At 34.3% G+C, this 26,425-nt stretch carries 21 protein-coding genes; 10 read left to right on the forward strand and 11 right to left on the reverse strand.

Annotated features, from left to right (window positions below):
• Positions 1-235: 235 nt before the first annotated feature.
• From yidC to Q0871_RS13335, 3 genes are all read right to left on the reverse strand, one after another.
• The gene (yidC, locus tag Q0871_RS13325; protein ID WP_299324582.1) at positions 236-2,089 is read right to left on the reverse strand and encodes a membrane protein insertase YidC; all 1,854 of its coding nucleotides are present in this window, start codon (positions 2,087-2,089) and stop codon (positions 236-238) included.
• Positions 2,090-2,158: 69 nt separating this feature from the next.
• Positions 2,159-3,796 carry a CTP synthase gene (locus Q0871_RS13330; RefSeq protein ID WP_299324586.1) on the reverse strand — a complete coding sequence of 546 codons (1,638 nt, stop codon included), beginning with the start codon at positions 3,794-3,796 and terminating at the stop codon, positions 2,159-2,161.
• A 50-nt stretch (positions 3,797-3,846) separates the two neighbouring features.
• Positions 3,847-4,089, reverse strand: a complete 243-nt coding sequence (locus Q0871_RS13335; protein WP_133689005.1) for a DUF3820 family protein — start codon at positions 4,087-4,089, stop codon at positions 3,847-3,849.
• A 60-nt stretch (positions 4,090-4,149) separates the two neighbouring features.
• On the opposite strand from Q0871_RS13335, the gene Q0871_RS13340 reads away from it, so the two are divergent.
• Complete coding sequence (locus Q0871_RS13340) at positions 4,150-5,019, forward strand: TIM barrel protein (RefSeq protein ID WP_299324599.1); 870 nt, start codon at positions 4,150-4,152, stop codon at positions 5,017-5,019.
• A gap of 118 nt (positions 5,020-5,137) precedes the next feature.
• Here the strand turns inward: Q0871_RS13340 and Q0871_RS13345 are convergent, their stop codons facing one another.
• From Q0871_RS13345 to guaA, 4 genes are read right to left on the reverse strand one after another with little or no spacing between them, the layout of a single operon-like run.
• Entirely contained in the window at positions 5,138-5,671 is a 534-nt protein-coding gene (locus Q0871_RS13345) for a DUF922 domain-containing protein (protein ID WP_299324604.1), read from the reverse strand.
• A complete protein-coding gene (locus tag Q0871_RS13350; RefSeq protein WP_299324608.1) occupies positions 5,659-6,063 on the reverse strand; it encodes an OsmC family protein in 405 nt (134 codons plus the stop codon). The genes Q0871_RS13345 and Q0871_RS13350 overlap by 13 nt, the downstream gene beginning before the upstream one ends.
• Complete coding sequence (locus Q0871_RS13355; RefSeq protein ID WP_299324613.1) at positions 6,064-8,268, reverse strand: LysM peptidoglycan-binding domain-containing protein; 2,205 nt, start codon at positions 8,266-8,268, stop codon at positions 6,064-6,066.
• A 10-nt stretch (positions 8,269-8,278) separates the two neighbouring features.
• The gene (guaA, locus tag Q0871_RS13360; RefSeq protein WP_299324616.1) at positions 8,279-9,811 is read right to left on the reverse strand and encodes a glutamine-hydrolyzing GMP synthase; all 1,533 of its coding nucleotides are present in this window, start codon (positions 9,809-9,811) and stop codon (positions 8,279-8,281) included.
• Positions 9,812-9,885: 74 nt separating this feature from the next.
• Between guaA and Q0871_RS13365 the strand changes: the two genes are divergently transcribed.
• Positions 9,886-10,611 (forward strand): SIMPL domain-containing protein, encoded by a 726-nt coding sequence (locus tag Q0871_RS13365; RefSeq protein WP_299324621.1) that lies wholly within the window; start codon positions 9,886-9,888, stop codon positions 10,609-10,611.
• A 368-nt stretch (positions 10,612-10,979) separates the two neighbouring features.
• A complete protein-coding gene (locus tag Q0871_RS13370; RefSeq protein ID WP_299324626.1) occupies positions 10,980-11,525 on the forward strand; it encodes a pyridoxamine 5'-phosphate oxidase family protein in 546 nt (181 codons plus the stop codon).
• Here the strand turns inward: Q0871_RS13370 and Q0871_RS13375 are convergent.
• The gene (locus Q0871_RS13375) at positions 11,522-12,895 is read right to left on the reverse strand and encodes a glycosyltransferase family 39 protein (RefSeq protein ID WP_299324628.1); all 1,374 of its coding nucleotides are present in this window, start codon (positions 12,893-12,895) and stop codon (positions 11,522-11,524) included. The two genes, Q0871_RS13370 and Q0871_RS13375, sit on opposite strands and share 4 nt — an antisense overlap.
• 3 nt (positions 12,896-12,898) lie before the next feature.
• Positions 12,899-14,503 (reverse strand): bacillithiol biosynthesis cysteine-adding enzyme BshC, encoded by a 1,605-nt coding sequence (gene bshC / locus Q0871_RS13380; RefSeq protein ID WP_299324631.1) that lies wholly within the window; start codon positions 14,501-14,503, stop codon positions 12,899-12,901.
• Positions 14,504-14,674: 171 nt separating this feature from the next.
• Between bshC and Q0871_RS13385 the strand changes: the two genes are divergently transcribed.
• From Q0871_RS13385 to Q0871_RS13405, 5 genes are all read left to right on the forward strand, one after another.
• Positions 14,675-17,128, forward strand: coding sequence for a M14 family zinc carboxypeptidase (locus Q0871_RS13385; RefSeq protein ID WP_299324634.1), 2,454 nt, complete (start codon positions 14,675-14,677; stop codon positions 17,126-17,128).
• An 8-nt stretch (positions 17,129-17,136) separates the two neighbouring features.
• Complete coding sequence (locus tag Q0871_RS13390; RefSeq protein WP_299324637.1) at positions 17,137-17,331, forward strand: DUF4177 domain-containing protein; 195 nt, start codon at positions 17,137-17,139, stop codon at positions 17,329-17,331.
• A 242-nt stretch (positions 17,332-17,573) separates the two neighbouring features.
• The gene (locus Q0871_RS13395; protein WP_299324638.1) at positions 17,574-19,943 is read left to right on the forward strand and encodes a DUF2339 domain-containing protein; all 2,370 of its coding nucleotides are present in this window, start codon (positions 17,574-17,576) and stop codon (positions 19,941-19,943) included.
• The gene (locus Q0871_RS13400; protein WP_299324639.1) at positions 19,927-21,153 is read left to right on the forward strand and encodes a DUF3999 family protein; all 1,227 of its coding nucleotides are present in this window, start codon (positions 19,927-19,929) and stop codon (positions 21,151-21,153) included. The genes Q0871_RS13395 and Q0871_RS13400 overlap by 17 nt, the downstream gene beginning before the upstream one ends.
• A gap of 218 nt (positions 21,154-21,371) precedes the next feature.
• Complete coding sequence (locus Q0871_RS13405; RefSeq protein WP_299324641.1) at positions 21,372-22,328, forward strand: lipid A deacylase LpxR family protein; 957 nt, start codon at positions 21,372-21,374, stop codon at positions 22,326-22,328.
• On the opposite strand, the gene rimO is transcribed toward Q0871_RS13405, so the two are convergent.
• Positions 22,321-23,634 carry a 30S ribosomal protein S12 methylthiotransferase RimO gene (rimO, locus tag Q0871_RS13410; protein WP_299324642.1) on the reverse strand — a complete coding sequence of 438 codons (1,314 nt, stop codon included), beginning with the start codon at positions 23,632-23,634 and terminating at the stop codon, positions 22,321-22,323. The genes Q0871_RS13405 and rimO overlap by 8 nt on opposite strands.
• 51 nt (positions 23,635-23,685) lie before the next feature.
• On the opposite strand from rimO, the gene Q0871_RS13415 reads away from it, so the two are divergent.
• Positions 23,686-24,873, forward strand: a complete 1,188-nt coding sequence (locus Q0871_RS13415) for a serine hydrolase (protein ID WP_299324645.1) — start codon at positions 23,686-23,688, stop codon at positions 24,871-24,873.
• Between the two features lie 83 nt (positions 24,874-24,956).
• A complete protein-coding gene (locus tag Q0871_RS13420) occupies positions 24,957-25,559 on the forward strand; it encodes an NAD(P)H-dependent oxidoreductase (RefSeq protein ID WP_299324648.1) in 603 nt (200 codons plus the stop codon).
• Positions 25,560-25,568: 9 nt separating this feature from the next.
• On the opposite strand, the gene Q0871_RS13425 is transcribed toward Q0871_RS13420, so the two are convergent.
• Complete coding sequence (locus Q0871_RS13425) at positions 25,569-26,414, reverse strand: metallophosphoesterase (protein WP_299324649.1); 846 nt, start codon at positions 26,412-26,414, stop codon at positions 25,569-25,571.
• Between the last annotated feature and the right edge of the window lie 11 nt (positions 26,415-26,425).

Below are 26,425 nucleotides of genomic sequence, written 5' to 3' on the forward strand. Positions count from 1 at the left end.
TTTTATTTCTACAAAAGCTGCAATTCAAAGAGAGTATTCTATTTCAAAAAAACTCACACATCATCATACACTCTTTTAACATACAATATGCCACCCTTTACAACTAACTTTTTATAGAACTTTAAATTAATTACATCTTTGACATCCCAAATCTTACCAAACCAAGCCTTAACCAATGGCAAAAGCCCTTTCAATTTTGAAAGGGCTTTTTATTTTTATAATAATACGGTTTTTTTTAATTCTTCTTCTGCGCTTCTGCTTGTTCCATCATCTCACGCATTTTCTTTTGGAACTTATTTTCCTTCTTAGGTTTCTTCTTATTCTCTTGTATTTGGGCATGTATCTTATCATTATCTATGATAACATTCTTAATGACCAACATAATACCAATTGTAATTAAGTTAGACACAAAATAGTACAAACTTAAACCACTCGCATAGTTGTTAAAGAAAAACAACATCATAAATGGCATCAGGTACATGATAAATTTCATGTTTGGCATACCTGGTTGTGTTGGCATGTTTTGACCCGTAGTCATATTCATGTAAAAGAAAATTGCTATAGATGCCAATATTGGAAACAAACTTACGTGGTCACCATAGAAAGGAATTGAGAATCCTTCTGGAAATTGATAAATGGTATCAAAAGAAGAAAGGTCGTCTGCCCATAAAAAAGGCTTTTGTCTTAATGCAAAAGATGTTGGAAAAAACATGAACAGCGCATAGAAAATTGGCATTTGTATTACTGCAGGTATACAACCACTCATGGGACTGACACCAGCCTTACCATACAGTTTCATGGTTTCTTGCTGCTTCTTCATCGCATTATCTTTGTACTTCTCCCCTAGCTCTGTAATTTCTGGTTTTAACACCTTCATCTTAGCTTGAGACAAATACGATTTGTATGTTACAGGAGACATTGCCAAACGAACTAGAATGGTCATAATAACAATAGCTATACCGTAAGGGAAATACGTGCTGATCAACCCGTAAAAAGGTGTAAATACATAACGGTTTATCCACCCGAAAATACCCCAACCAAAAGGAATAGAATCTACCAAACCTAAATCTTCATATTGAGAAAGGGTATCTACATCCGTAGGACCGAAATACCAATGCAAATCTTTAGAAATTTCTCCGCCTTCCAGTTCTACTGGTAGTGCAGATGCGTATTCTTTTGTAAATCCGAAAGTTTTACTTTCCTCTTCTACTAAATTAACAGAAGTTAAATCTCCACTTTTAAAAGGTTGGTCTGCCGCTAGAATACTGCTAAAAAAGTGTTGTCTGTAAGAAATCCACTTTACATCCTCTTCAGTCTCGTCATCATCGCTACCTTCAGAAAGCTTGCTTATTTTATCATCTTCATGATTATAAGTTAAACGTGTATACCTATTCTCGTACTGAATACTTTTAGAATGACGAATACCTTTTAACTTCCAATCTAATTGAACTGGTTTGCTAGAACTAATAACATTATCCAAGCCTTTTGACTTGATTGTGAAGTCTACCAAATAGTCATCTGGCTTCATTTCATATCTATATTCTAGATATTGATTGCTCGAAGTTTTCGCTTTTAATGACAATACTTGGTTGCCATTATCATTGGTCATTGATGGCTCAAAATATAAATCTTGAGTATTCAACGTTCTAGTATCTGAAGTGGCAAAATCCAATCCGAAGGAAGCATTACCATCCTTTATTAAATATACTGGTATAGAATCGTAAGTAACGAATTGTTTCATTTTCGCCTCTACAATCTGCCCACCTTTATTGCTGATTTTCAATAAAAGAATATCGTTCTCTAAAGTAGTAATATCATTAGAAGGTTTTGTAAAACCAAAAGCACCAAGTTTACCTTGGTAATTGGCAACTGCGGTTGAATCTTGTAAATCTAACTGTGGTACATCATTAATAACAGTTTCTGTTTCTGAATTTTCTGATGCTTTTGCAGCCTCTACTTGTTCTTGCTTTGCCTTTTCTGCCTCTAACTCTTCTGGAGTTGGTTGATTTTGGTAAAACATGAAGATGAGTATTCCAAAAATAAGCACGAAGCCAATTATGGATTGTACATCAAATTTCTTTTCTTCCATATGGTATTTCTAATTAATTGGGAATATTTTGAATTTTTAAGAAAGCAAATATATGTCCAAATATGATGTTTATGCCAATGTGGCATTACTTTGTGCCTTTTTGTGCTCTAAAGCTGCCTTAACGAAGCCCACAAATAATGGATGCGGATTAGCTACAGTACTTTTATACTCTGGATGATACTGCACGCCAATAAACCAAGGATGGTCTTTAGCCTCTACAATTTCAACCAAATTAGTCTCTTTGTTGAAACCTGTTGCCATGAGACCTGCATTCTCTAATTGCTCTAAATAGGCATTATTAAATTCATATCTATGACGATGACGCTCAGATATTTGAGAAGCACCGTTGTACATTTCTTTAACCAAACTACCATCTTTCAAATCACAATCCCAGGCACCTAAACGCATAGTACCACCTTTATCAGTTATGGTCTTTTGTTCTTCCATAATGCTAATTACAGGATCTGGAGTGTTTTCATCCATCTCGGTAGAATTTGCATTTGTAAGTCCTAATACATCACGTGAATATTCAATAACCGCCATTTGCATACCTAAACAGATACCCAAAAACGGTATTTTATTAATACGTGCGTATTCAACGGCTTTTACTTTACCCTCTATACCACGCTCACCAAAACCTGGTGCTACCAAAATAGCATCTAATCCTTTTAATTTACTTTCGTAGTTAGCAGCTGTAATATATTCTGAATGAACAGATTTTACATTTACTTTCACTTCGTTCGCTGCTCCGGCATGTATAAATGACTCCAGAATAGATTTGTAAGAATCTTGCAATTCTACATATTTACCTACTAAACCAATAGTAACCTCATCTTTCGGATTCTTATGTCTTGCCAAAAACTCGTTCCAACGGCCTAAGTCTGGGGCTACAGTATTAGGCAATGCCAATTTTTGCAAGGTTACGGTGTCTAAACCTTCTTCTTGCATTAATAATGGCACATCGTAAATAGTCGATGCATCAATACTTTGTATAACCGCTTCACGCTTTACATTACAGAAAAGCGCCAGTTTATCTTTTATCTCGTTAGAAATTTCATGCTCTGTTCTACAAACAAGAATATCGGCTTTTATACCGCTTTCCATCAATGTTTTTACAGAGTGTTGTGTAGGTTTTGTTTTCAACTCACCTGCAGCAGATAAGTAAGGTACTAAGGTTAAATGAATAACAATGGCATTGTTATCACCTAGCTCCCAAAGTAGTTGACGAACCGCTTCAATATAAGGTAGTGACTCAATATCCCCTACCGTGCCACCTATTTCAGTGATAATAATATCGTACTCACCACTATTGCCTAGCAGCTGTACACGTTCTTTTATTTCGTTCGTAATATGGGGAACTACTTGTACTGTTTTACCTAAAAATTCTCCTCTACGTTCTTTTTCAATAACGCTTTGGTAAATTCTACCGGTAGTAACATTGTTGGCTTGAGAAGTACGAACATTTAAAAAACGCTCATAATGACCTAAATCTAAATCTGTTTCTGCACCGTCATCAGTTACATAACATTCGCCATGTTCGTAAGGGTTTAAGGTTCCTGGATCTACATTAATGTAGGGATCTAGTTTTTGAATGGTAGTTTTGTAGCCGCGAGATTGCAGTAATTTCGCCAAAGATGCAGCAATGATGCCTTTTCCTAGTGATGAAGTAACGCCTCCCGTAACGAAGATGTATTTGGTTTGTGCCATGTATCGAATTCTATGTTACGGGACACAAAGTTACAAATTGAGGTGAGAACTTAACGGGTTTCTTTAGGAAAATGTTTTTGTATTTTTCGAATTATCGATTCTAAGCCGTTTGTTTTGATTTCTAACATAGAACGCAATAAATCTCCCAATTTACCATCAGGAAATCCTTTTTGATTAAACCATACCAAATATGGCTCTGGTAAATCTATCAAATACTTACCCTTATACTTACCGAATGGCATTCGGTAATGAGCCAATTCTATTAACTTCTGCTTATCTGGATTAATTTCCATTTATAAATCTAAAAAAATTATCTTTAAAGAATCAACTACTCAATCTACAATTCAATTAACATGAAAAGAAGAAATTTTATTGGAACCTCAGCGGCGGCCTCTGTAGGATTCTTAACTACTTCAGCAGCAGCGACAAACAATAAAAGCCTTGAAACTGATACTAAATTAAAGTACAATATTAATCATAGTGTTTGTTATTGGTGCTATGGAAGCATCCCTTTTGAAGATTTTCTAAAAAAATTAGTGGAGCTAGATATTCGTTCTATAGATTTGGTAGGTCCAGATGAGTTTCCTCTTTTAAAGAAATATAATATTCACGTGGCCATGTGTTGGGGTGCCGGTATGGGTATAGAAAAAGGTTTTAATGACCTTTCATTACACGATGAGCTAATTGCCGATTACGAACGTGTAATACCTTTAGTAGCAGAAGCAGGCTATACAAACTTGATTTGCTTTAGCGGAAACAGAAACGGAATGAACGATTTGGTCGGATTACGAAATTGCGCGCTAGGTCTTAAAAAACTTATGCCTTTGGCTGAAAAGCATGGCGTGGTTTTACAAATGGAACTTCTGAATAGCAAGGTCGACCATAAAGATTATATGTGCGATACTTCTGAATGGGGGGTATCACTTTGTGAAGCGATAGGTTCTGAACATTTTAAACTGCTTTATGATATTTACCACATGCAAATAATGGAAGGTGATATCATTAGAAACATACAAGATTACAATCAGTATTATGGTCATTACCATACTGGTGGAAACCCAGGTAGACACGAAATTGATGAAACTCAAGAAATTTTCTACCCGTCAGTTATGAAGGCTATTCTAAAAACGGGTTATACCGGTCATGTAGCGCAAGAATTTGTACCTAGTTGGGCTGATAAAATTTCTGCTTTAAAACAAGGCGTTACTATTTGTGATGTATAATTTTAACAAGAACTTTTCTTAATTCTAAAATATCATATTGAGTGAAGTCTAAATACTCGAATCAATTAAAAAGCACTTCTTAGAGAAGTGCTTTTTAATTACCGAAAAATTTTAAGTCTTATTGTTTTAAAGCATGTTCAATTTCTTTAACCCATCTTTCTTGAACGGGTAAATTTCTTGAGTAGTTGGTTTCTGAATCGTACTTATTTTGAAAATCGTTCAGTTGGCGAATTATAGCTTTATAGATTTTACGAATCTCTACTTTTACATTCTTCGTAAATTTTGTCTCTGCCAATTGTTGTCGTAATTTTCGTGCATAGAGCTCGGTAATATCAAAATGTAATTGCTCATGTAGCAAGGTAACATTATTACACAACTCAGGTTTGTACCACGACTTCGTAGGGTAGAAATAAGCGAACACCTTATAATCTACCTGTAATTCATCATTCTCGTAAAAAGTGGAAAAGCGATAGGTTATACCGCTCGCTGTAGTTGCTGCGGCACCTGAAGTAACAGGTACAGCGCCTTTAAAGTCGCTCCAAGTAAATCTGAAATCTGGCTCCCAAGACACTACTTCTTGACTCTGAACATTAGAAATGGTCAGTAGCGCTAATAGAAATAATATAAAATGTACCTTTTTTATAAGTCCCAATTATAAGTGATTACTTTCTCAATATCTGGATGTAAACTATAGTGCACCGGGCATGTATTTGCCGTGTGCACTAAGATTTTTTTGTTCTTATCTGATATTTCTTTTGGCAAATGAACCTCTACTTCTATTTTAGATATTCTTCTAGGTGAAGCAGCCATGTGTTTTGTAACAGATGCCGTAGCACCTTTTAAGTCTACTTCTAATCCGTTTGCCTTAATACCCATCATTGTTAACATACAACTGGCCAAACCTGTAGCTACGGTATCGGTCGGTGAAAATGCCTGACCTAGACCATTATTATCTACCGGTGCATCTGTCACGAAAGAATCGTTCGATTTTAAATGAACACATTCTGTTCTTAAACCTCCGTTGTATGTAACTTTTGATGTCATCTACTCTATTGTTTTTATTCTTAAATCGTCTATCATCATAATATATGAAGACTGGTTATAATATCCTGCAACACCTTTTCTCTGGTAATTAAACTTATTACCATTATATTCTGTTTCACCTATAAATCTTGAAACATCGATTAAACTGTTATTATAAGCTAGTTTCAGCAAAAGATCATACGTAAGGTCAAAACCTCTTACTGCATATCTATCTGGATCATCACCGAAACGTTTTCTATAACGTTCAACGAATGAATTATTAGCCACTTGACGATTTACCGAAGGGTACGTAAACTTCAAATTCGATAAATGCGTATTTGAAATAACATCGTTTTCAAAAGCTGAATTCATATCTGTTGTAAACATGCGAACATTAACCTTGTTTTTACCTAACACAGGATCAAAAGCTGTATTATTGAAGGAGTTTAAAATAGATACCACACTGGCAATCAACTTATAATTATCAGATTCCACAAATACCCAATTCGAAACTTCATCTGAAAGTAGTGTTTGTAATTTATCTCTATTAATACCTATATTCTTCTCTTCTTCCTTTACTACAACTACTTTCGCCGTTGGAAATCGTTTTATAATAGCCTCTTTCTCCTTTTTATTATCCTCGTCTGCGATAATCAGAAGTGTCTCATCTTTATGGCTGGCTTCTACATAATCTAACATATGTTTCCACAATACTTCTTCTTCTGTATAAGAGAAGAAAACGTTGTCTAAACTAATATCGCTCTTAGCATTTACCGGTGCCAACACTGGTACATTAAATTTAGATGCTTGCACAGCGGTTTCTTTAAGGGATGGCGCATCTAAAGGTCCGAAAACAGCACTATAATTACCTAACTGTTCCGCTTGCAGAATCTGCTTTGTTTTCGCTAAATCTAATTGGTTATCAAAAGTCTTTATATCAATTGATACTCCCAATGATTTCATCGAGTCAATAGCTACCAAAGCACCCGAATACAGACCTAAGCTAACGGTCATATCTCTTCGCGCATTAATAGTTTTTTCTGAACTCTCCTTATTTTCTAAATTAACCTTATCCAACCTAAATGGTAATAAGAACAATATTTTTGGCGTAACACCAACATTCATACTATCTAATAAATTTACTTTATCTAGAACTAGAGCATTTCTCACCTCAAAATCACCAACTTTATCTTTTGGTAGTTTTAAAACCATACCTGCTTTTAGTCCGTCTTTCAAATCAGGATTCAAAGCAACCAATTCTGCCCAAGTCATTCCGAATTTTCTAGTTAATCGAAACTCATTTTGCTTTGGTTTAACCTCATAAAAAATATAGTTATCTGTATTTATTTCTCCTGTTTCAATTTTCTGTTCAGGAATACGAATAACCATACCTTCCTTTAATCCGCCACGTTCTGTAATCTCAGGATTTAAGCGAACAATCTCGTCTGACTTTACACCAAATTCTTTTTCTAAACGATAGAAATTCATTTTGGCAGGTACCGTATACGAAGTATATAATTGTGTTACCTGATTTTTAACTGTGCTACCTGCAATTTTAGGCATCAACAATTCATATCCTTCAGATAAATAATTATTAGCTGTAGATAACCCTGGGTTTAGTTCTAGCATTCTTTCAATGGTAATACCATATTTATGAGCTATACTCCACCTTGTTTCTTTTGCCGCAACAATGTACTTTTCTAAATCATCTTGATTACCAACTACTTCTTCAACTTTAGGAGCACGATACTTCGGAATACGCAAATCCATCTTCTTCTGAAGTGGTGAGGCATACAACTTCGGATTGTATTTTTTTAACTCATCTTCAGTAATATTATACATTTGAGTAATGCCAAAAATTGTTTCCTTTTTCTTGACACGGTGCTCGGTATAACCAATAGGTTCTCTTGCCTTTGCCGAATCTTGAACTACTCTAGTATTTACTGTTGTTACCGTGCTAGAAGTCGGAGTATTAGAAGCAGGCGTACTTGTTTGCTCAACTATCTTTTTACCCGGCACTACCAATATCGTATTAGACCTCAGTTTCTGACCTTCCTTAATTTCCTTATTATACTGTAATATACTTGACGTTGAAACTCCGTAGATTTTAGAAATGCTTTCTAAAGTTTCTCCTGATTTTACTTGATGGGTATTGAATTTTTGCGCCATTGCCGTGCAAGACACCAATAAACAAAATGACCCTATTAAGTAAATTTGATTAAACATGTATTTCATACTATTCCCATTCTATTGTTGCTGGTGGCTTTGAACTTATATCATATACGACACGATTGACCCCAGGGACTTTATTAATAATATCATTTGATGTTTTTTGTAGAAACTCATATGGCAAATTCACCCAATCGGCTGTCATACCATCTGTACTTTCTACAGCTCTAAGCGCTACACATTTTTCGTACGTACGCTCATCGCCCATTACACCAACACTATTTACAGGTAATAACATGGCACCTGCTTGCCATACTTTATCATAAAGATCCCATTTTTTTAATCCGTCGATAAAAATTGCATCTACTTCTTGTAAAATAGCTACTTTCTCGGGAGTAATATCTCCAAGAATACGAATTGCCAAACCAGGACCAGGGAAAGGATGTCTACCCAACAATGCCTTGTCGATACCCAAGCTAGCTCCTACTCTTCTTACCTCATCTTTAAATAACATCTTCAGCGGCTCTACCACTTTCAATTTCATATAATCTGGCAAACCACCAACATTATGGTGACTCTTTATTGTTTGAGATGGACCACCTGTTGCTGATACAGATTCGATAACATCAGGATAAATTGTACCCTGTGCCAACCATTTTGCATTTTCAACCAAATGCGATTCATCATCAAAAACTTCTATAAATACACGACCAATTGTTTTTCTTTTGGTTTCGGGATCACTCTCACCAGCTAAATCATCCAAAAAACGTGTCGAAGCATCTACACCTTTTACATTTAAGCCCATACCTTCGTATTGCTTCAATACATCGCCAAACTCGTTCTTTCTTAAAAGACCGTTGTTTACGAATATACAATGAAGGTTTTTACCTATTGCTTTATGTAACAAAACTGCTGCTACAGTAGAATCTACTCCGCCAGATAATCCTAAAATCACCTTTTCATCTCCAATTTTTTCTTTCAGCTCCGCCACTGTTTTATCAACAAAAGCATCGGGAGTCCAAGTTTGTTCCATTCCGGCAATGTTAACCAAGAAGTTCTCCAATACTTGTTTTCCATCCTTCGAGTGATATACTTCTGGGTGAAACTGAATTGCATATGTCTCTTCGCCTTCAAACTTAAATGCTGCATTTTCCACATCGTGGGTACTTGCCAATAAGGTTGTATTCCCTGGCAGATGCTTAATCGTATCTGCATGGCTCATCCATACTTGGCTGCCTGTATCAACTTTATCAAAAAATGGTTCGTTTTCCTTAATAAAGCTAAGGTTGGCACGACCATACTCTCTTGTATTAGATTTTTCTACACTACCACCATGAAAATGCGCCAAATACTGTGCGCCATAACAAACGCCCAATAATGGTTTTTTACCGCGTATTTCAGACAGATCCGGATGAACGGCATCTTCGCCCCTAACCGATAAAGGAGATCCAGAAAGAATCACCGCTTTATACTCAGAAAGGTCTTTTGGTAGTTTATTATAAGGTTTAATTTCGGAGAAAATATTCAGTTCACGTACGCGTCTTCCAATCAATTGGGTGTATTGTGAACCAAAATCTAGTATCAGGACTTTATTTTGCATGGGCAAAAATAGCAAATTGGCGGTTCTTGAAAAGGATCTTTTGTTATATTTAAACTCTATTTTAAATATTTTTTATGAAACACGTTAGTGCATTAATTTTTGGAGTGGCAATTGTAATCGCTGCCTATTTTTTAGGCAACTCATATATACAAAGGGCGAACCCACCTCAAATGATATCGGTTACGGGTTTGGGCAACGAAAATTTCACTTCTGATCTTATTGTTTGGGAAGGTCAATTTTCTACAAATAGTACCGTATTAAAGACAGCTTTTGATCAATTAAACCGCGATAAAGAAGTTGTTCGCCAATATTTAACCTTAAAAGGTATTGATGCGAACAGTATAATTTTCAATAGTGTACAAACTACCGAAATGAGAGATAATCAATATGAAAATGGAAATTATGTTGGTAGTATTTTTAGAGGATATCAATTAATTCAAACTCTAAAAATAGAATCTGAAAACGTTTCATTGATAGAAGGTGTATCAAGAGAAATTACTGAATTATTAAATAAAGGAGTGCAATTCAACTCATCGCCACCAAGATATTACTACACTAAATTAGCTGACCTTAAAATTGAAATGATTTCGAAAGCTACCGAAGATGCTAGAATACGTGCCGAAAAAATAGCTGAAAATGCAGGCAGTAATTTAGGTGATTTGGTTTCTGCAAATATGGGTGTTTTTCAAATTACAGGGCAAAATTCTGGTGAAGATTATAGCTGGGGCGGTGCATACAACACCTCATCTAAAAATAAAACAGCATCTATTACCATGCGCCTAGAATACAAGGTGAAGTAATAGTGTTACTTTGATCAATGTCATTTACTGATCTGGTAAAGAATATATTAAATATAAAAGCCCGGTAATCACCCGGGCTTCTTAATAAACCAATTATCAAATCGAATACTTAAAAAATCTTTTTCATAACAATCTGTATTCAAACACTAGGTCGTTACTTATCTTTTCACCTTACAATCTTTTTATAAAAAAAAGAAAGCTCAGGAACCACCCCGAGCTTTCACATAAATCAAAAACCAAATTCAAACCAAAGCTTAAAAATTGAACCTAATCAATTCTTTTTCACAGCTATTACTTATATAACAACCAGCTCATCATTTACCCTACTATAAAATTCATTTATTTTTACCTTTAGATAAATTAACTGTATGATCAATTCATTTTTTGAAGAATTAAGTACTGAAATACACAACGGAGTAAATGAAAAAGGGCATCCGTTCAGATTCATTACTATGGCAACAGTCGGCAATGAAACTATCGCTCGTTTGCGTACTGTAGTGTTACGTGAGATTACCGAAAATTTACGCCTAACTATATATACAGATAGCCGCACACAGAAAATAAAACATATAAATGATAATAATCAGGTTAGTTTTTTATTATATCATCCTGAAAAAATGCTACAGTTAAAAGTTGAAGGTACTGCCCAAATGGTAACGGACACAGAAAGATTAAATACAACTTGGCAAACTATCCAGCCTAACAGCAGAAAAGACTACATTACTCAAACCACGCCAGGAAGCACTATTAATAACCCAGATAATGTTGAATATATTGAAGATGAAAACTATTTCAGCATAATTGATATTACACCTAAAAAGATTGAATATTTAAAACTTAAGCGACCTAATCATATTAGAGCTGTTTTTGTAAAAACCAATGATAAATGGAAAGGGAAATTTCTTGTTCCTTAATTGATATAGAAATAAAGATTTTCCTTATCCTTTCCAAAAACAATTAGACTATCTACAGGTGTGATCTGTTTTACTTCGGATGGGTTAATCGTTATTTCAACTTCCTTTTTATGTTTGAATTCTAAAGTTCTCAAGGAATAATCATCTGCAGAAATTATTGTTCGCTCAGGATGTAACAATCGCACATTACCTGCATAGGTTACATTAGGAAGCACCCATTGATTATCATCATAATTCTTGCTCAACTTATTGGCAATAGGCTCAAAACCAAAATGAACAGATGATGGAATATTCAATATTTTTTCTATTGGTGTTCTTACTGTTTGTATAAAAACTACAGCTATAAAAATTCTGAATCCAAATGAAACTAATTTCGTACTATTCTTAAAACTTACTGTCTCTATTAACAATACTATAAAAGGAATAAAAAGTGGTAATAACCATCTTGTTTCTACTTTCTGACTTTGAAAAACAAGAAAGAACAAGCCCAACACCAGTAATTGCGCCAAGAACATTTTAGAAAACCAGTTTAAATTTTGCTTATTTAAAGTGATCAATTTTGAGAAGTACCCGATACCAATTACCAATAGCAAAGGGAATGATAGCGCAAATAATCCTTTTACATAAATTAGAATCGGCATAAATGAAAATCCCGATTCAACTTCTTCTATTCCAATTTTCTCTTCAATACTAGAAGCTAAAAAAGATTGAAATCCGTCAGGACCCAATAACCAATAGGTATGTGGCGCAACTAACAAACAAGAAAGTAAAATAGTGAACAGCATTTTCGGGCTAAATACTATAGCTCTCAAATCTTTATCCCATAAAGAACCTAAGGCGAAGGTTACCAGAAAAAATGCATAATTGTATTTAGATAATAAACCTACACCCACGACAAAACCGAGTAATAGATAATTTAAAATCGATTTTCGTTGCATCAATAACTGTATACAATAGTAAGACGCTACTACACTTAAACACAATAGACTGGTATGTGAAAGCCTTCGGAACGTAAAGTCGATATACACAGGTATGAAAACCAATGCCAAAATAGCCAATTTAGATGTTTCAACATCTTTAATTCTTAGCTTAGAATATCGATACAGCATAAGTAATGTGCCGGCAAACAAAATCCCCCTAAGAATGGAAAATGATATTTTACCTACACCAAATATGGTATTGAAACCATACTGCAACCATGTATAAAGTGGTGGTTGATCATCATAACCCCAACGAAACCATTGCGAGTAATATGCCTGTTCAGCGTCTTCTAGCTCTAAGGCACTTTTAAAAAATGTAATTAAGGTTATGGCTAAAAATGATAAAAAAGCAAGTATGGTTATCTTATTTAGAGATTTGTACTTGCCCATAATTTATTTTTGGGTAATAACCGTAAAACTTAAATCTAATGGATTTAAAGCTTCAAATAACATAGGCACTAAGTCTTCGCCATACGCTAAATAAAACTCAGAAAAATTTAACTGACGTTCTTGAAGTGACTGGTTTGGAAAAATTTCATTCTGCAGCTCTGTCATTCGAACTACGTGATCTTTCAATTTTCTTTTCTGCGCTTGCAACAATCTCTTTTCTAAAGCATCTAAGCCTTTTTTCTGCTTTACTTCTTGTGCTTTTACAGCACCTAGAAAAGATTTGTCGGTCTTTTCTGTTAGTACATACAAATCTTTAAACTGCTCTTCTAGCAATTTCTTTTGTGGAGAAAAATCGATATCGATATTAGAAATTTCTCGAATCTTTTTATTGATAAGGCTATTCTGCTTTAAGAATATATCTGACTTAGAAATATTCATTCGCTCTAGCTTTTCGGCTTGTTTCTCGGTAATGATCAAAGCTGAATTTCTAACTAATAGAATAGGAAAAGGAACATTCATAGCTTCAAAAGCTGCCTTTAATTCTAACCAATACGCAATTTCTCCGCCTCCGCCTATATAGCATAAGTTTGGTAATATTACTTCTTGATATAATGGTCTTGCAATTACATTAGGCGAAAACCGCTCTGGGTGAGCATTCATCTCTTCTATCAACTCTTCTTTAGTGAAAGAAATAGTTGTTTCATTTACTAAATACTTCTCTTTACTTTCTATAATTCTTTCGCGAATACCGTCTTTCAAATAGAAATAATTGATTTCACGCGGATTTACTTGTACCGGATAATCAGATGAAATATTTTCAATTTCTTTGATGGTTTCTGAAACTTTCTCGAACGCAGTTTGCTCAAAAATATCTTTCTTTATATACGGTACTAGGGTCTTTTTTAAGTCGATATCATCACCGTCTACGATAACTAATCCGTAGTCCTTAAAAATTTCGTTTGCCAAAAACCGGGTTGCATCTGTTAAGTTATCATGTTTTAGATATGCGTTTTCAAACAACTCTTTTAGCTTCTTAGCATTGTTACTATCGCCAATAGTTTTTGAATATAGTGTAAAAACTTCTTCCAATCCTTCAGTAGGCAAATGCCCAACGGCACCAGACGCTTCTTTATTCCACTGAAATTTTAATCCCTTGAAATTAAAATAATTAATTTCGTCAAAATCGTGATCTTCTGTAGCCATCCAATATATAGGCACAAAATTACTATTTGGAAACTCTTTCTTTAATTGCTTCGTTAAATTGATGGTAGATATAATCTTGTATAAAAAATACAACGGACCCGTAAAAAGATTTAACTGATGCCCCGTAACTATAGTAAACGTATTTTTTTCTTTTAACAGCTCAATATTAGCCGCTGTACCTTTAGAAGTATCTGTGCTTTTATATTGATTCCGCATTGAAGAATACAGCACATCTCGTTGAGCTTGGGTAAAATGCCTCCCTTTCTCTTCAATTTGCCCTTTAAATCCGTCAACATCGGGAAACCGATTGTATAATGGTTTTAATTTGGTATCAGTAGCGACATAATCGCAAATTAATTTCGAAAAATAGCCCGTTTTTTCTAAGGGCAAACAATCAATATCCATATAAAAAGTAAATACTTGGTAAATATAAAACCCTTTCGTTTTACATTTCCTAAATATAAGTTAATTACCGCTAGTATTAAATACCTGATTACTCGTCAAAATACAAGCTAAATCAACTACATTTTACATTTATTTTAATAGATTTGACTGACTCTCAACACAAATAACTATATGAAACTAATTTTACGCTACGCATTACTTTTTATTCCACTTTTAAGTTTAGCTCAACTAAAATCTCCATCAGAATTTTTAGGTTATGACTTAGGCACACAATTTACAAGACACCATGAAGTTGTTGATTACTATCAATATTTAGCAGAGGCTGAACCACAACGCATGACGCTTATTGAATATGGTAAAACCAATGAACGCAGACCGCTAATATTGGCAACTATTTCTACAAAAGAAAATATGCAAAATCTAGACAATATTAGAGAAGAGCATATGAAAGCCTTAAACGGCGAAGGCTCACCAGACAAAGCTATTGTATGGCTTAGCTACAATGTTCATGGTAATGAAAGTGTTAGTACAGAAGCCTCTATGCAAACCATTTATGATCTATTTACTAGCAAAAGCAGTTATCTAGAAAACACCGTGGTACTTATCGACCCTTGTATTAACCCAGATGGTAGAGACCGTTATGTAAACTGGTACAACCAATTTAAAAACTCACCCAATCAAATTGACCCTAATAGTAAAGAGCACCATGAAAATTGGTGGAGCGGTCGTAGTAACCACTATATGTTTGATCTAAATAGAGATTGGGCTTGGCTTACACAAGTAGAAAGTCAGCAACGTTTAAAGCAGTTTAACAAATGGCTGCCTCACGTGCATGTAGATTTTCATGAGCAAGGTGTCAACAACCCTTATTATTTTGCACCAGCTGCCGAACCTTTTCATGAAGTAATTACAGATTTTCAAAGAGAATTTCAAGAAACTATTGGTAAAAACCACGCTAAGTATTTTGATGAGAATGGATGGTTTTACTTTACTAAAGAAGTATTCGACCTACTATACCCAAGTTATGGTGACACCTACCCTACTTATAATGGTGGTATTGGTATGACTTATGAACAAGGTGGCGGAGGTCGTGGCGGTCTTGGTATTACTACCAGTATTGGAGATACGCTTACCTTAAAAGATAGAATTTCTCATCATCTAACTACTGGTTTATCTACCGTAGAAGTGGCTTCAAAAAATGCATCTAAATTAAATGACGAGTTTAAGAAGTTTTACCTGAATAAAAATTTCAAATACAAAAGCTATGTATTGAATGGTAACCCAGATAAATTAGAAGTTTTGGCTAGTTTATTAGACAAGCATGAAATAAAATACCAAGCCGGTACCAACAGTACGGTTAAAGGTTACAGCTATACAACCGGCAAGACAGGATCATTAAAAAGTACCGACCAAAGTTTGGTAATTTCATCGAATCAGCCGAAAAGTACTTTGGTAAAGGTATTGTTCGAGCCTATGGCTAAACTAAGCGATTCTGTTACTTATGACATTACTGCATGGTCTTTACCTTATGCTTACGGATTAGATGCTATCGCGAGTGAAAGTAATTTTAGCGGTTCTTCTGCTGCACCTAAAAAGCCTGAGCTTAAAAATATAGATGCAAATAAGTATGCTTATTTGGCGGACTGGAATAGCATGAAAGATGCTCAATTTTTGGCTGAATTATTACGTAACAAGGTACGTGTACGTTATGCACACAAGCCTTTTACTTTAGATGGTATTTCTCATGAGCGCGGTACATTGATTATTACGAAAAGTGATAATAAGCAGTTGAAGAATTTTAATGATATTTTAAATACTGCATCTGCCAACCATGCTAAAGAATTAATTTCTACCAATACTGGCTTTGTAGAAAGCGGTAAAGATTTTGGCTCGGGTTATGTTGATGTTATTCAGAATTTGAATATTGCCGTACTTTCTGGCGAGCCTACTTCTACCCTTCGCTTTGGAGAAATATGGAACTTTTTTGAACAACAATTAGACTACCCTATTTCTGTATTGGATGAGGATTATTTTACACGCGTAGATCTTGCCAAATACGATATTTTAATTTTACCTGATGGCAGAGGTTACAATAGCTTTTTAACCACCTACAACAAAGAGAAAATTAAGGACTGGGTAAAACGTGGCGGAAAATTAATTGCCATGGGTGGCGCTATTGATGGTATTACAACTTCTGACAAAGACTTTACTCTTAAAGAAAAAGAAATCAAAAAAGACTCTTCAAATACCATTGAATCTTTTGAAATTTCAGAAAGAGAACAAATCAAATCTGCCATTACAGGCGCTATTTTTAAAGCAACGGTTGATAATACAAATCCGTTAGCTTATGGCTACAGTGATACTTATTTCACCCTTAAACTTGGGTCACGATCATATAACTATTTAGAAAATGGTAGTGCAGTGTATTTAAGCGAAGGCAACAATGTACCTGTATCTGGATTCGCAGGTAGCGAGGCAAAGAAAAAAATTGCCGAAACCTTAATTTTTGGAACAGAAGATATGGGTCGCGGTCAAGTAATATACATGGTAGATAATCCGCTTTTTAGAGGTTTTTGGGAAAATGGAAAACTATTTTTCGCTAATGCTTTATTTATGGTTAACTAGAAAACAGCATGAAAGAATATAAAGTCGAAACGCTAATTTTCTATTCAAAACTAACTTTTGACAGGTTTCATTTAGCGAAGTCATCAAATAAAGAAATTCAAGAAAAACTTGATGAGTATGCAAAAAATGGCTGGCGTTTGGTTTCTACCGACACTTCTAATTTTGGTGCGGCAATGTATGTTTATTTATATTTTGAAAAATAAATAACCTCGGAAAAAGATCGTTAGGCATTAAATTAAAAATTTAATTGAGATTTCGACGCAAGCTTCAGAGCATTTAAATCTCGTTTATCTAGTAAAATCATATTATTTAGATACCCCTGAAACAGTTAAATTCGTTTCAGGGATATTTTATTTCATAGCTACACCAATCTTTCCCCAACATATTTAGATCTTTTGCGTTTAAAATAGAAGACACTAACCTGTTAGTGCAAAAACCACAACCAATGCCAAACAACCAAGATCAAATAAATGCATTAATGCAAAAGTTAGAACTGCTTTTAAAAAAGCAGCAAGACTTTAATATTGAGGTAAATGAAATTCGCAGAGATATTCAAATTCTCAGAAACACTCAAGCGATAAAATTCAACGAAGAGACTACCGAACAAACAACTAAACCTGAAGCGATAAGTATTGAAAAAGAGGCTGCAATAACTGATAAAGCAGTAGAAATTGAAACTCCCGCTCCTGTTCAAGCTCCAATAGAAATTGCTTCTATAAAAGAAGAACCTAAAAAGATTCCTGAAAAGAAAATAAAATTACCAAAAGGTAAATCTAATCTTGAGAAATTTATTGGTGAAAATCTTATCAATAAAATAGGGATACTTATTACCGTAATTGGTGTTGGTATTGGCGCAAAATATTCTATCGAAAATAACTTAATTAGTCCGCTAACCAGAATTATACTTGGGTATTTGGTAGGCATAGGCTTATTAGGATTCGGATTTAAGTTAAAAGCAAAATACGTAAGCTACAGCGCTGTTCTAGTAAGTGGTGCTTTGGCTATTCTCTATTTCTTAACCTATATCGCTTACGACCTTTATGGGTTATTTCCGCAGATGGTAGCATTTGGTATTATGCTGTTATTTACCGTTTTTGGGGTCGTAGCTGCACTAAGTTACAACAAGCAAATTATTGCTCACATTGGTCTAGTAGGGGCTTACGCCGTACCTTTTCTTTTAAGTAATGATTCTGGCAATGTTACTGCACTATTTAGTTATATCGCCTTAATTAATATAGGTCTCTTAGTTATTTCGTTTAAAAAATACTGGAAAGCACTTTACTACGTAGCCTTTGCATTCACGTGGCTTATTTATGGATCTTGGTATGCATTCTCTAGCTACGATGAAGATTTCTCTATTGGCTTTGGCTTTTTAGCGCTATTCTTCACATTGTTCTACGCTACGTTTTTAGCATTTAAATTGATAAAATCCGAAAAATTTCAAGTTGCTGATATTATTCTAATCATGCTGAATTCGTTCATATTTTACGGCTTTGGTATTGCATGGCTCTATGATTATGAAGGTGGAGAATATTATTTAGGTTTATTCACCCTATTGAATGCAATTATTCATTTTGTGATAACGGTAATTATCTTCAAAAGAAAATTAGCCGATCGAAAACTATTCTTCTTAACCTCTGGGTTTGTACTTACGTTTATTACCATAGCGGTACCTGTTCAATTAGATGGCAATTGGGTAACGTTATTTTGGGCATTTGAAGCCGCATTATTATTTTGGATCGGGCGCACCAAAAAAGTCAAATTCTATGAATATCTTTCCTATATTTTGGTTGCTCTAGCATTCTTAAGCTTAACAATGGATTGGGCAGCAAGGTACTCTTATATGAATACCACAGATGAATGGAGCCTATTATTAAACACAACGTTTTTGACTTCGACACTTTGCGTTGCTGTCTTCGGATTCATGAATTGGATTCAAACAAAATTCAGCACTGAAAAACCGTCAATAGTTCAACAGATAATGACATTTGGTATTCCTGCTTTATTAGTAAGCACTCTCTACTTTGCCTTCTATCTTGAAATTGAACAGTATTGGAACAATGCCTTTCAGTTATCTAAAATAGAAATATCAAGTTCTTCTAGCGATTACCCTGAGTACAACTACAATCTCATCGATTTTGAAGCTATTTGGTTAATTCTATATACCATGTTTTTTATAAGTGTTTTAAGTTTCGTAAATATTATTAAAATTAAAAACAAGGTATTAGGAATTGTAGCCCTAGGCTCTGCGCTTATAATAACTTTAACATTCCTTACTATCGGACTTTACACCTTAAGCGAGCTTCGTGAAAATTACCTTACCCAGCAGCTGACAGAATTTTATAATGTAGGAGCATATAATATTTACATGCGCTATATTTCATTTGCATTTCTTACATTTCTTCTATTCGCCATTTACAAATTAGCACAACAAGAGTATCTAAAATTCAATTATAAAATTTCGTTTGAAATGCTAATGCATACCGCAATTATATGGGTAACAAGTAGCGAATTGTTAAATTGGATGGATATATCTGGATCTGAACAATCTTATAAACTAGGGCTTAGTATTCTTTGGGGTATATATGCGCTTTTACTGATCGCTTTAGGTATTTGGAAAAAGAAAAAATACCTGCGAATTGGGGCTATAATACTATTTTCAATTACGTTAATTAAGTTGTTCTTTTATGATATTTCATCATTAAATACTATTTCTAAGACAATCGTATTTGTATCATTGGGTATCTTATTATTGATTATTTCATTTCTTTACAACAAATACAAATACATTATTTCAGATGAGACTGAACAATAGCTTTTTAACAATACTTGCATTTTTAACGATTTCAGTTTGTTTTGGACAGATGGATTCCTATTCTAAAAAAATAGAGTTGAAGGGTATCGAAAATCAATGGCACACTATTGAAGCACCTAACAATGTATTTGAAGATGTAAATACCAACATGAGCGATATTCGCGTTTATGGAGTTACCGCTACCGATACTATTGAAGCGCCATACCTGCATAAGGTTTCTAAAGCTGAAAATTCGAATTCAGAGATATCTTTCAACCTAATTAATAGCGTCAATAATTCTAAAGGTTATTTTTATACTTATGAGCTACCCCAAAAAGAAACTATTAATGAGATTCTACTAAACATAGAAGATCCTAATTTTAATTGGGAAATTACACTTGAAGGTAGTCAACATCAGAAACAATGGTTTACTATTCTAGAAGACTATCGTATTTTATCTATTAACAATGACCAGACAAATTATTCGTTTACTACTTTAAAGTTTCCAGATGCTAGCTTTAGATATTACAGAGTATTAATAAAGAGTAAAGAAAAGCCGAATCTAACATCTGTACATATTACTAAAAAGGCTAAAAAGGCAGCAACTTATCGCAATTATGAGGTTAGTGATTTCCAACTATCTAAAGAAGACAAAAAAACGATTATAGACATTGATTTAAAAAATCGTGTACCTCTCAACTTACTAGAGTTTACGGTCGATGATAAAATTGATTACTACAGGTCAATTTCAATTCAGTATTTGGTTGATAGCGTAAAGACTGAAAAAGGATATTATCACAATTACAGACCTTTAGCTACAAAAACTCTTTCTTCAATGGAAGATAACAGCTTTCAATTACCTGGTACGTTAGCACAAAAACTCCGCGTTATCATTTTAAACAATGATAATCAACCTTTAAAAATATCTGCTGTAAAACTTAAAGGGTATGTGCATACGTTGACCACTCGTTTTACAGAACCAGCTACCTATTATTTAGTTTATGGTAAGCCGAATGATAATTTCCCTAATTATGATATATCAAAAACTACGATTTCTTTACCTGAGAATATTACAAAACTAGATTTTGGTAGCGTAGTAGAAATTCCTAAACCAGAAATTGAAACAACCAATCCTCTTTTCGAAAATAAGTGGTGGTTGTGGGTTATTATTGGTGTGGTAATAGCTTTGCTAGGATATTTCACCATTGGTATGATGAAGAAGGAGCTTTAGTTGTTTTTATCAAGCGATTTACTTTCTAAAGTGGACACAACTGATTCCTAAAATCAAGTATAAACAAGTTACTCAACTAAGTTCAAACATATCTCTATGATCTAGGAATCAACAACTAAACTATTGTTATATAAATTATAATATGATGTAAAGGTCATTGATATAATTTAACACCCAAACAAATAAAACCTTCATAAGATTTCATCGTAAATAGTGTGATGAAAAATTACATTCTAGTTTTACTATTACTGCCAACGATACTTTCAAGTCAAAAAATAGACCATCTTGCCTCCTTCAAAGATATGGGTAGTGAAAGCTATTTCCGATTTAATTATGACAATGATTTCTTCGCTGCGTCAGATAAAAATTACACGCAAGGTTATAGTTTTGAGTATGCCAACCGAAGCTTAAAGAAAAATCCAATAAACTATCTTTTCATCAATCCAAAAGCTATGTACTTCACTTATGGGTTGGCATTAGAGCATATTGGCTATACACCTAGCGATTTTGTTAGTCCAGATATTCAACTAGATGACAGACCCTTTGCTGCTGCTATATACCTTAAGAGTTTTGCTATTGCAACAGATACTATTTCTAAATCAAGATTATCTCAATCGTTAAGCTTGGGATTAATTGGTCCGGGTGCATTTGGCAGAGAAATGCAAACAGCAATTCATAAGCTTATCGAAAACAAAACTCCCGGTGGCTGGGACAATCAAATTCAGAACGATTTAGTCTTGAACTATAAAATTGGCTATGAGCAACAAATTTTCAATTATACAGATTTTATCAGCCTACAAGCAGTAACTTCTTTACAACTAGGAACCTTGTTTACAAATGCATCGGTCGGATTTAATTCTACTATCGGACTATTAGATAATCCATTCTCTAGAAACAGTACACTTTCGAAGTTTAAATTTTATGCTTTTGTACAGCCAACAGTACATGTCGTTGGTTTTGATGCCACCTTGCAAGGCGGCATTTTTACCAATGACAATCCTTATACCATTTCTTCAAAAAATATAGAAAGGTTTACCGCACAAATCGACTACGGACTCATACTCAAATACAGAAAGTTGTATTTAGAATATACCCGAACAACGATTACCAAAGAATTCACCTCTGGTAATTCTGCCAATTGGGGCGGTTTTAAAGTAGGATTTCTATTTAATTAGATAATACAACAGGTTCACCGTAAAGGTCAAAGTCCGCCGCTTCTGTAATCTTAATATTTACAAACTCACCTTGCCTCACATAATGCTTAGCTGCATCTATTAAAACCTCGTTATCAACATCGGGAGAATCGAATTCTGTTCTTCCAATAAAATAGTTACCTTCTTTACGATCTATAATACAACGAAAAGTCTCCCCTACTTTCTTCTGGTTCAATTCCCAAGAAATTTGAGATTGAATTTCCATGATAATATTGGCACGTTCTTGTTTTACTTCTTCTGGGACATCGTCTACCAAAGTATAGGCATGTGTGTTTTCTTCATGACTATACGTAAAGCAACCTAAACGCTCAAAACGCATGGCAACTACCCAGTTTTTAAGAATCTCAAAATCTTCTTCAGTTTCACCAGGGTAACCAACAATCAAAGTGGTTCTAATGGTCATTTCTGGTACTGCAGCTCTAAACTCCTTTAACAACTTGGTTGTTTTAGCTTCTGTGGTACCACGACGCATACTTTTAAGAATACGGTCAGATATGTGTTGTAATGGAATATCTAAATAGTTACAAACCTTTGGTTCTTTATTCATTACATCTAAAACATCCATCGGAAAACCTGCAGGAAATGCATAATGTAAACGTATCCACTCAATACCTTCTACCTTTACCAAAGCTTCTAAAAGCTCGGCAAGATTTCTTTTCTTATAAAGATCCAACCCATAATACGTAAGATCTTGGGCAATCAATATTAATTCTTTCACTCCTTTGGCAGCTAACTTTTCAGCTTCGGTTACCAAATCTTCAATCGGTGTACTCTTGTGCTTACCACGCATTAGAGGAATTGCACAGAACGAACAAGGTCTATCACAACCTTCAGCAATTTTCAAATAAGCATAGTTTTTAGGCGTAGTCGTTAAACGCTCACCAATTAACTCGTGTTTATAATCTGCCCCTAGTGCTTTTAATAAACCTGGCAACTCACTAGTACCAAAGTATTCGTCAACATTAGGAATCTCTTTCTGTAAATCTGGCTTGTAACGCTCACTTAAGCAACCAGTAACAAAAACTTTATCTACCGTACCATCTTCTTTCTTTTGAACATATTCTAAAATGGTATTAACACTTTCTTCTTTTGCATTAGCAATAAAGCCACAGGTGTTAATTACAACAATGTTTCCTTCTTCTTCATGTACAACTTCTTTGTCGTTAGCCTTTAGCTGGCCCATGAGTACTTCAGAATCATATACATTCTTTGAACAACCTAGAGTTACTACGTTGATTTTGTTCTTCTTAAGGGTTTTTGTCCTCATAATTTAAATTGGGGTGCAAAAATACGATTTGGGTACTTAAAAACGTTAGATATGGACAAATTTACTTGTAATCTTTATTTGATTACAGTTTATCAATACCCAAATCTTAAATTAACCATGAAATTCTCCCAATATTTCAGGCTATTTGCCCTATCATTAATTGTAGCTTCATGCTCCAGTGATTCTGAACCTACCTCAGAAACTGGCAAAAGTGGCGTACCACCCGAGGTGGCACCAATACCGACAGAAACTTATTTTCCTCCAATTTCAAGAGCTAACGAGTGGGAAACCATATCTATGGAAACCTTAGGATGGAACGAAGACCAAGTAAGCAACTTATATTTCTTTTTAGAAAATAATAACACAGACGCTTTTATTATTCTGAAGGATGGTAGAATAGTGATCGAAAAATACTTTGGCGATTTTAAGTCTGATGATAATCATGCATGGAATTCAGCCGGAAAAAATTTAACGGCAATGCTTACAGGTATTGCTCAAGAAGAGGAATATCTTAAAATTACAGATTCTACGTCAACTTATTTAGGTGAGGGCTGGTCAAGCATGCCTATAGAACAAGAACTGAATATTACCATAAAAAATCAATTGACGATGACTACTGGTCTAGATTATACGGTGGATGATATTTTTTGCACTGATTTAGAATGTCTATCATATTTGAATGACCCTAGTACTTTTTGGTATTATCATAATGCACCTTATACGTTATTAGATGATGTCATTGCCAACGCGACCGACACGGATTTTAATTCTTATTTTTCTGAAAAGATCAAAGAACCAATTGGCATGCAAGGCTTATTTATTAAAGTAGGCTATAATAATGTATTCTTTAGTTCTGCAAGAAGTATGGCTCGTTTCGGAATTTTAAACTTAAATCAAGGTAATTGGGACGGAACCTCGATTCTATCTGACCAGAGTTACTTTAACGCCATGACAAATAGCTCTCAAGATTTAAATCTTTCTTACGGATACCTGTATTGGTTAAATGGTAAAAGTAGTTTTAGACTACCAAGTACCGTTGAAGAGTTTACCGGCAGCTTAATACCCAATGCACCTGCAGATATGTATGCAGGCTTAGGGTTAAATGACCAAAAACTATATATGGTGCCAAGCTTAGATTTGGTAGTTGTACGATTAGGTGGTGCAAGTAACGAAGAACTTTTAGGTCCTTCTAATTTCGATAATGAAATATGGGAGCTGATCAATGCTATAATCGAGTAGTTTTTCTATCTATTTAAACACATCTTATATTCGTAGTCTACACTTAGCAAATAAGTATGCTTACTTTTGTATAAAATTGTAAAATGGATTTTAGAAGTATTGCAGAAAAAAGATACACTACCCAAAAATATGATGTTTCTAGAAAAATCTCAAATTCAGAAATTGAAGATTTAAAACACATTCTAAAATTAAGTCCGTCTTCTATTAATAGCCAACCCTGGTTATTCACATTCGTTTCTAATGAACAGGTGAAAAATGATTTAGCTGATGCTTCATATTCTAATGCCCCTAAAATAAAAAATGCCAGTCATTTGGTCGTTTTTAGTGTAATGAATAACCTTGAAGAGTTTGAAAAACGTGTTGAAGAAAATTTACTTGAAAACTCTATTAAGTTTTATAAGCAATACATAAAAACGCAATCAAAAGAGAAAACGGTTAACTGGTTATCTCATCAAGTTTATATTACGTTAGGATTCTTTTTGGCCGCATGTGCGTCTATGGAAATAGACTCCACACCTATGGAAGGTATTGACGTTGCAAAATATAAGAACATACTTAATATTAAAGATCACAAGGTTTTATTTTCAGTAGCAATAGGCTACCGTGATGAACATGATAACACACAACCGAATTTAATAGGTAAATCTAGATTGGCTGCAAATACAGTGATTCAATCAATTGATTAGTCTAAGGTTTTAAACTTTTTTCATCAATTCAAATACCGTAATTTCTGGTCTTACATTAAAACGAACTTGACGCAAACAACCCAATGCACTATTAATATATAAGGTTCTTCCGTCATTTAAATCTTTTATCCCAGCATCGTAATTTTTATTTTTTACCGGTAATATTAATGCAGGTAGAAAAGGTGGTTTTACTTGCCCGCCATGTGTATGACCAGAAAGAATCCATCCATTAAAATTATTCCAGACAGGAAGATCACATACATCCGGATTGTGACATAGAGTAATATTTGCTTTCTCAGGATTATATTTTGCCATAGCTTTTTCAGGATAAAAATTGCTACCCCAAAAATCATCCATCCCCAAAAAATTGAGTCCGTTAATTTCCACGGCATCATTACGCAACATGGTTACCCCTACGTCTTCTAAACTCTTCGTGATTTTTTGCGCGACATCATCTTCTACAAAATCGATTCCATAATCGTGATTACCTAATATACCAATGGTACCCAAAGCACCTTTAACCACAAATTTCAATACCTCTTGCAACTGGTTTAGTTGTTCATTGTCTTCATAGGTTACGTAGTCACCGGTATAAACCACAAAATCAGGATTTAATTCTTGGGCTTCTTTAAATGAATCTATGATATATTGATAATCAAAAGAATTGCCAATATGCACATCACTTATTTGCATTACCGTTTTACCGACGAGTGAATCTGGTAAATTCTTCAAAGGCATTTTCAAATACACAAACTGCATCCAAAAAGGTTCTATTTGCCAACTGTACAATCCTGTTACCAAACCTAACCCAGCTACCCACTGAAAAGTCTTTTTGACAAAGCTCCTTCTTTTCATTTTAAGTAATT

The organism is uncultured Maribacter sp. (assembly GCF_947500985.1).
Taxonomy (GTDB): Bacteria; Bacteroidota; Bacteroidia; order Flavobacteriales; family Flavobacteriaceae; genus Maribacter.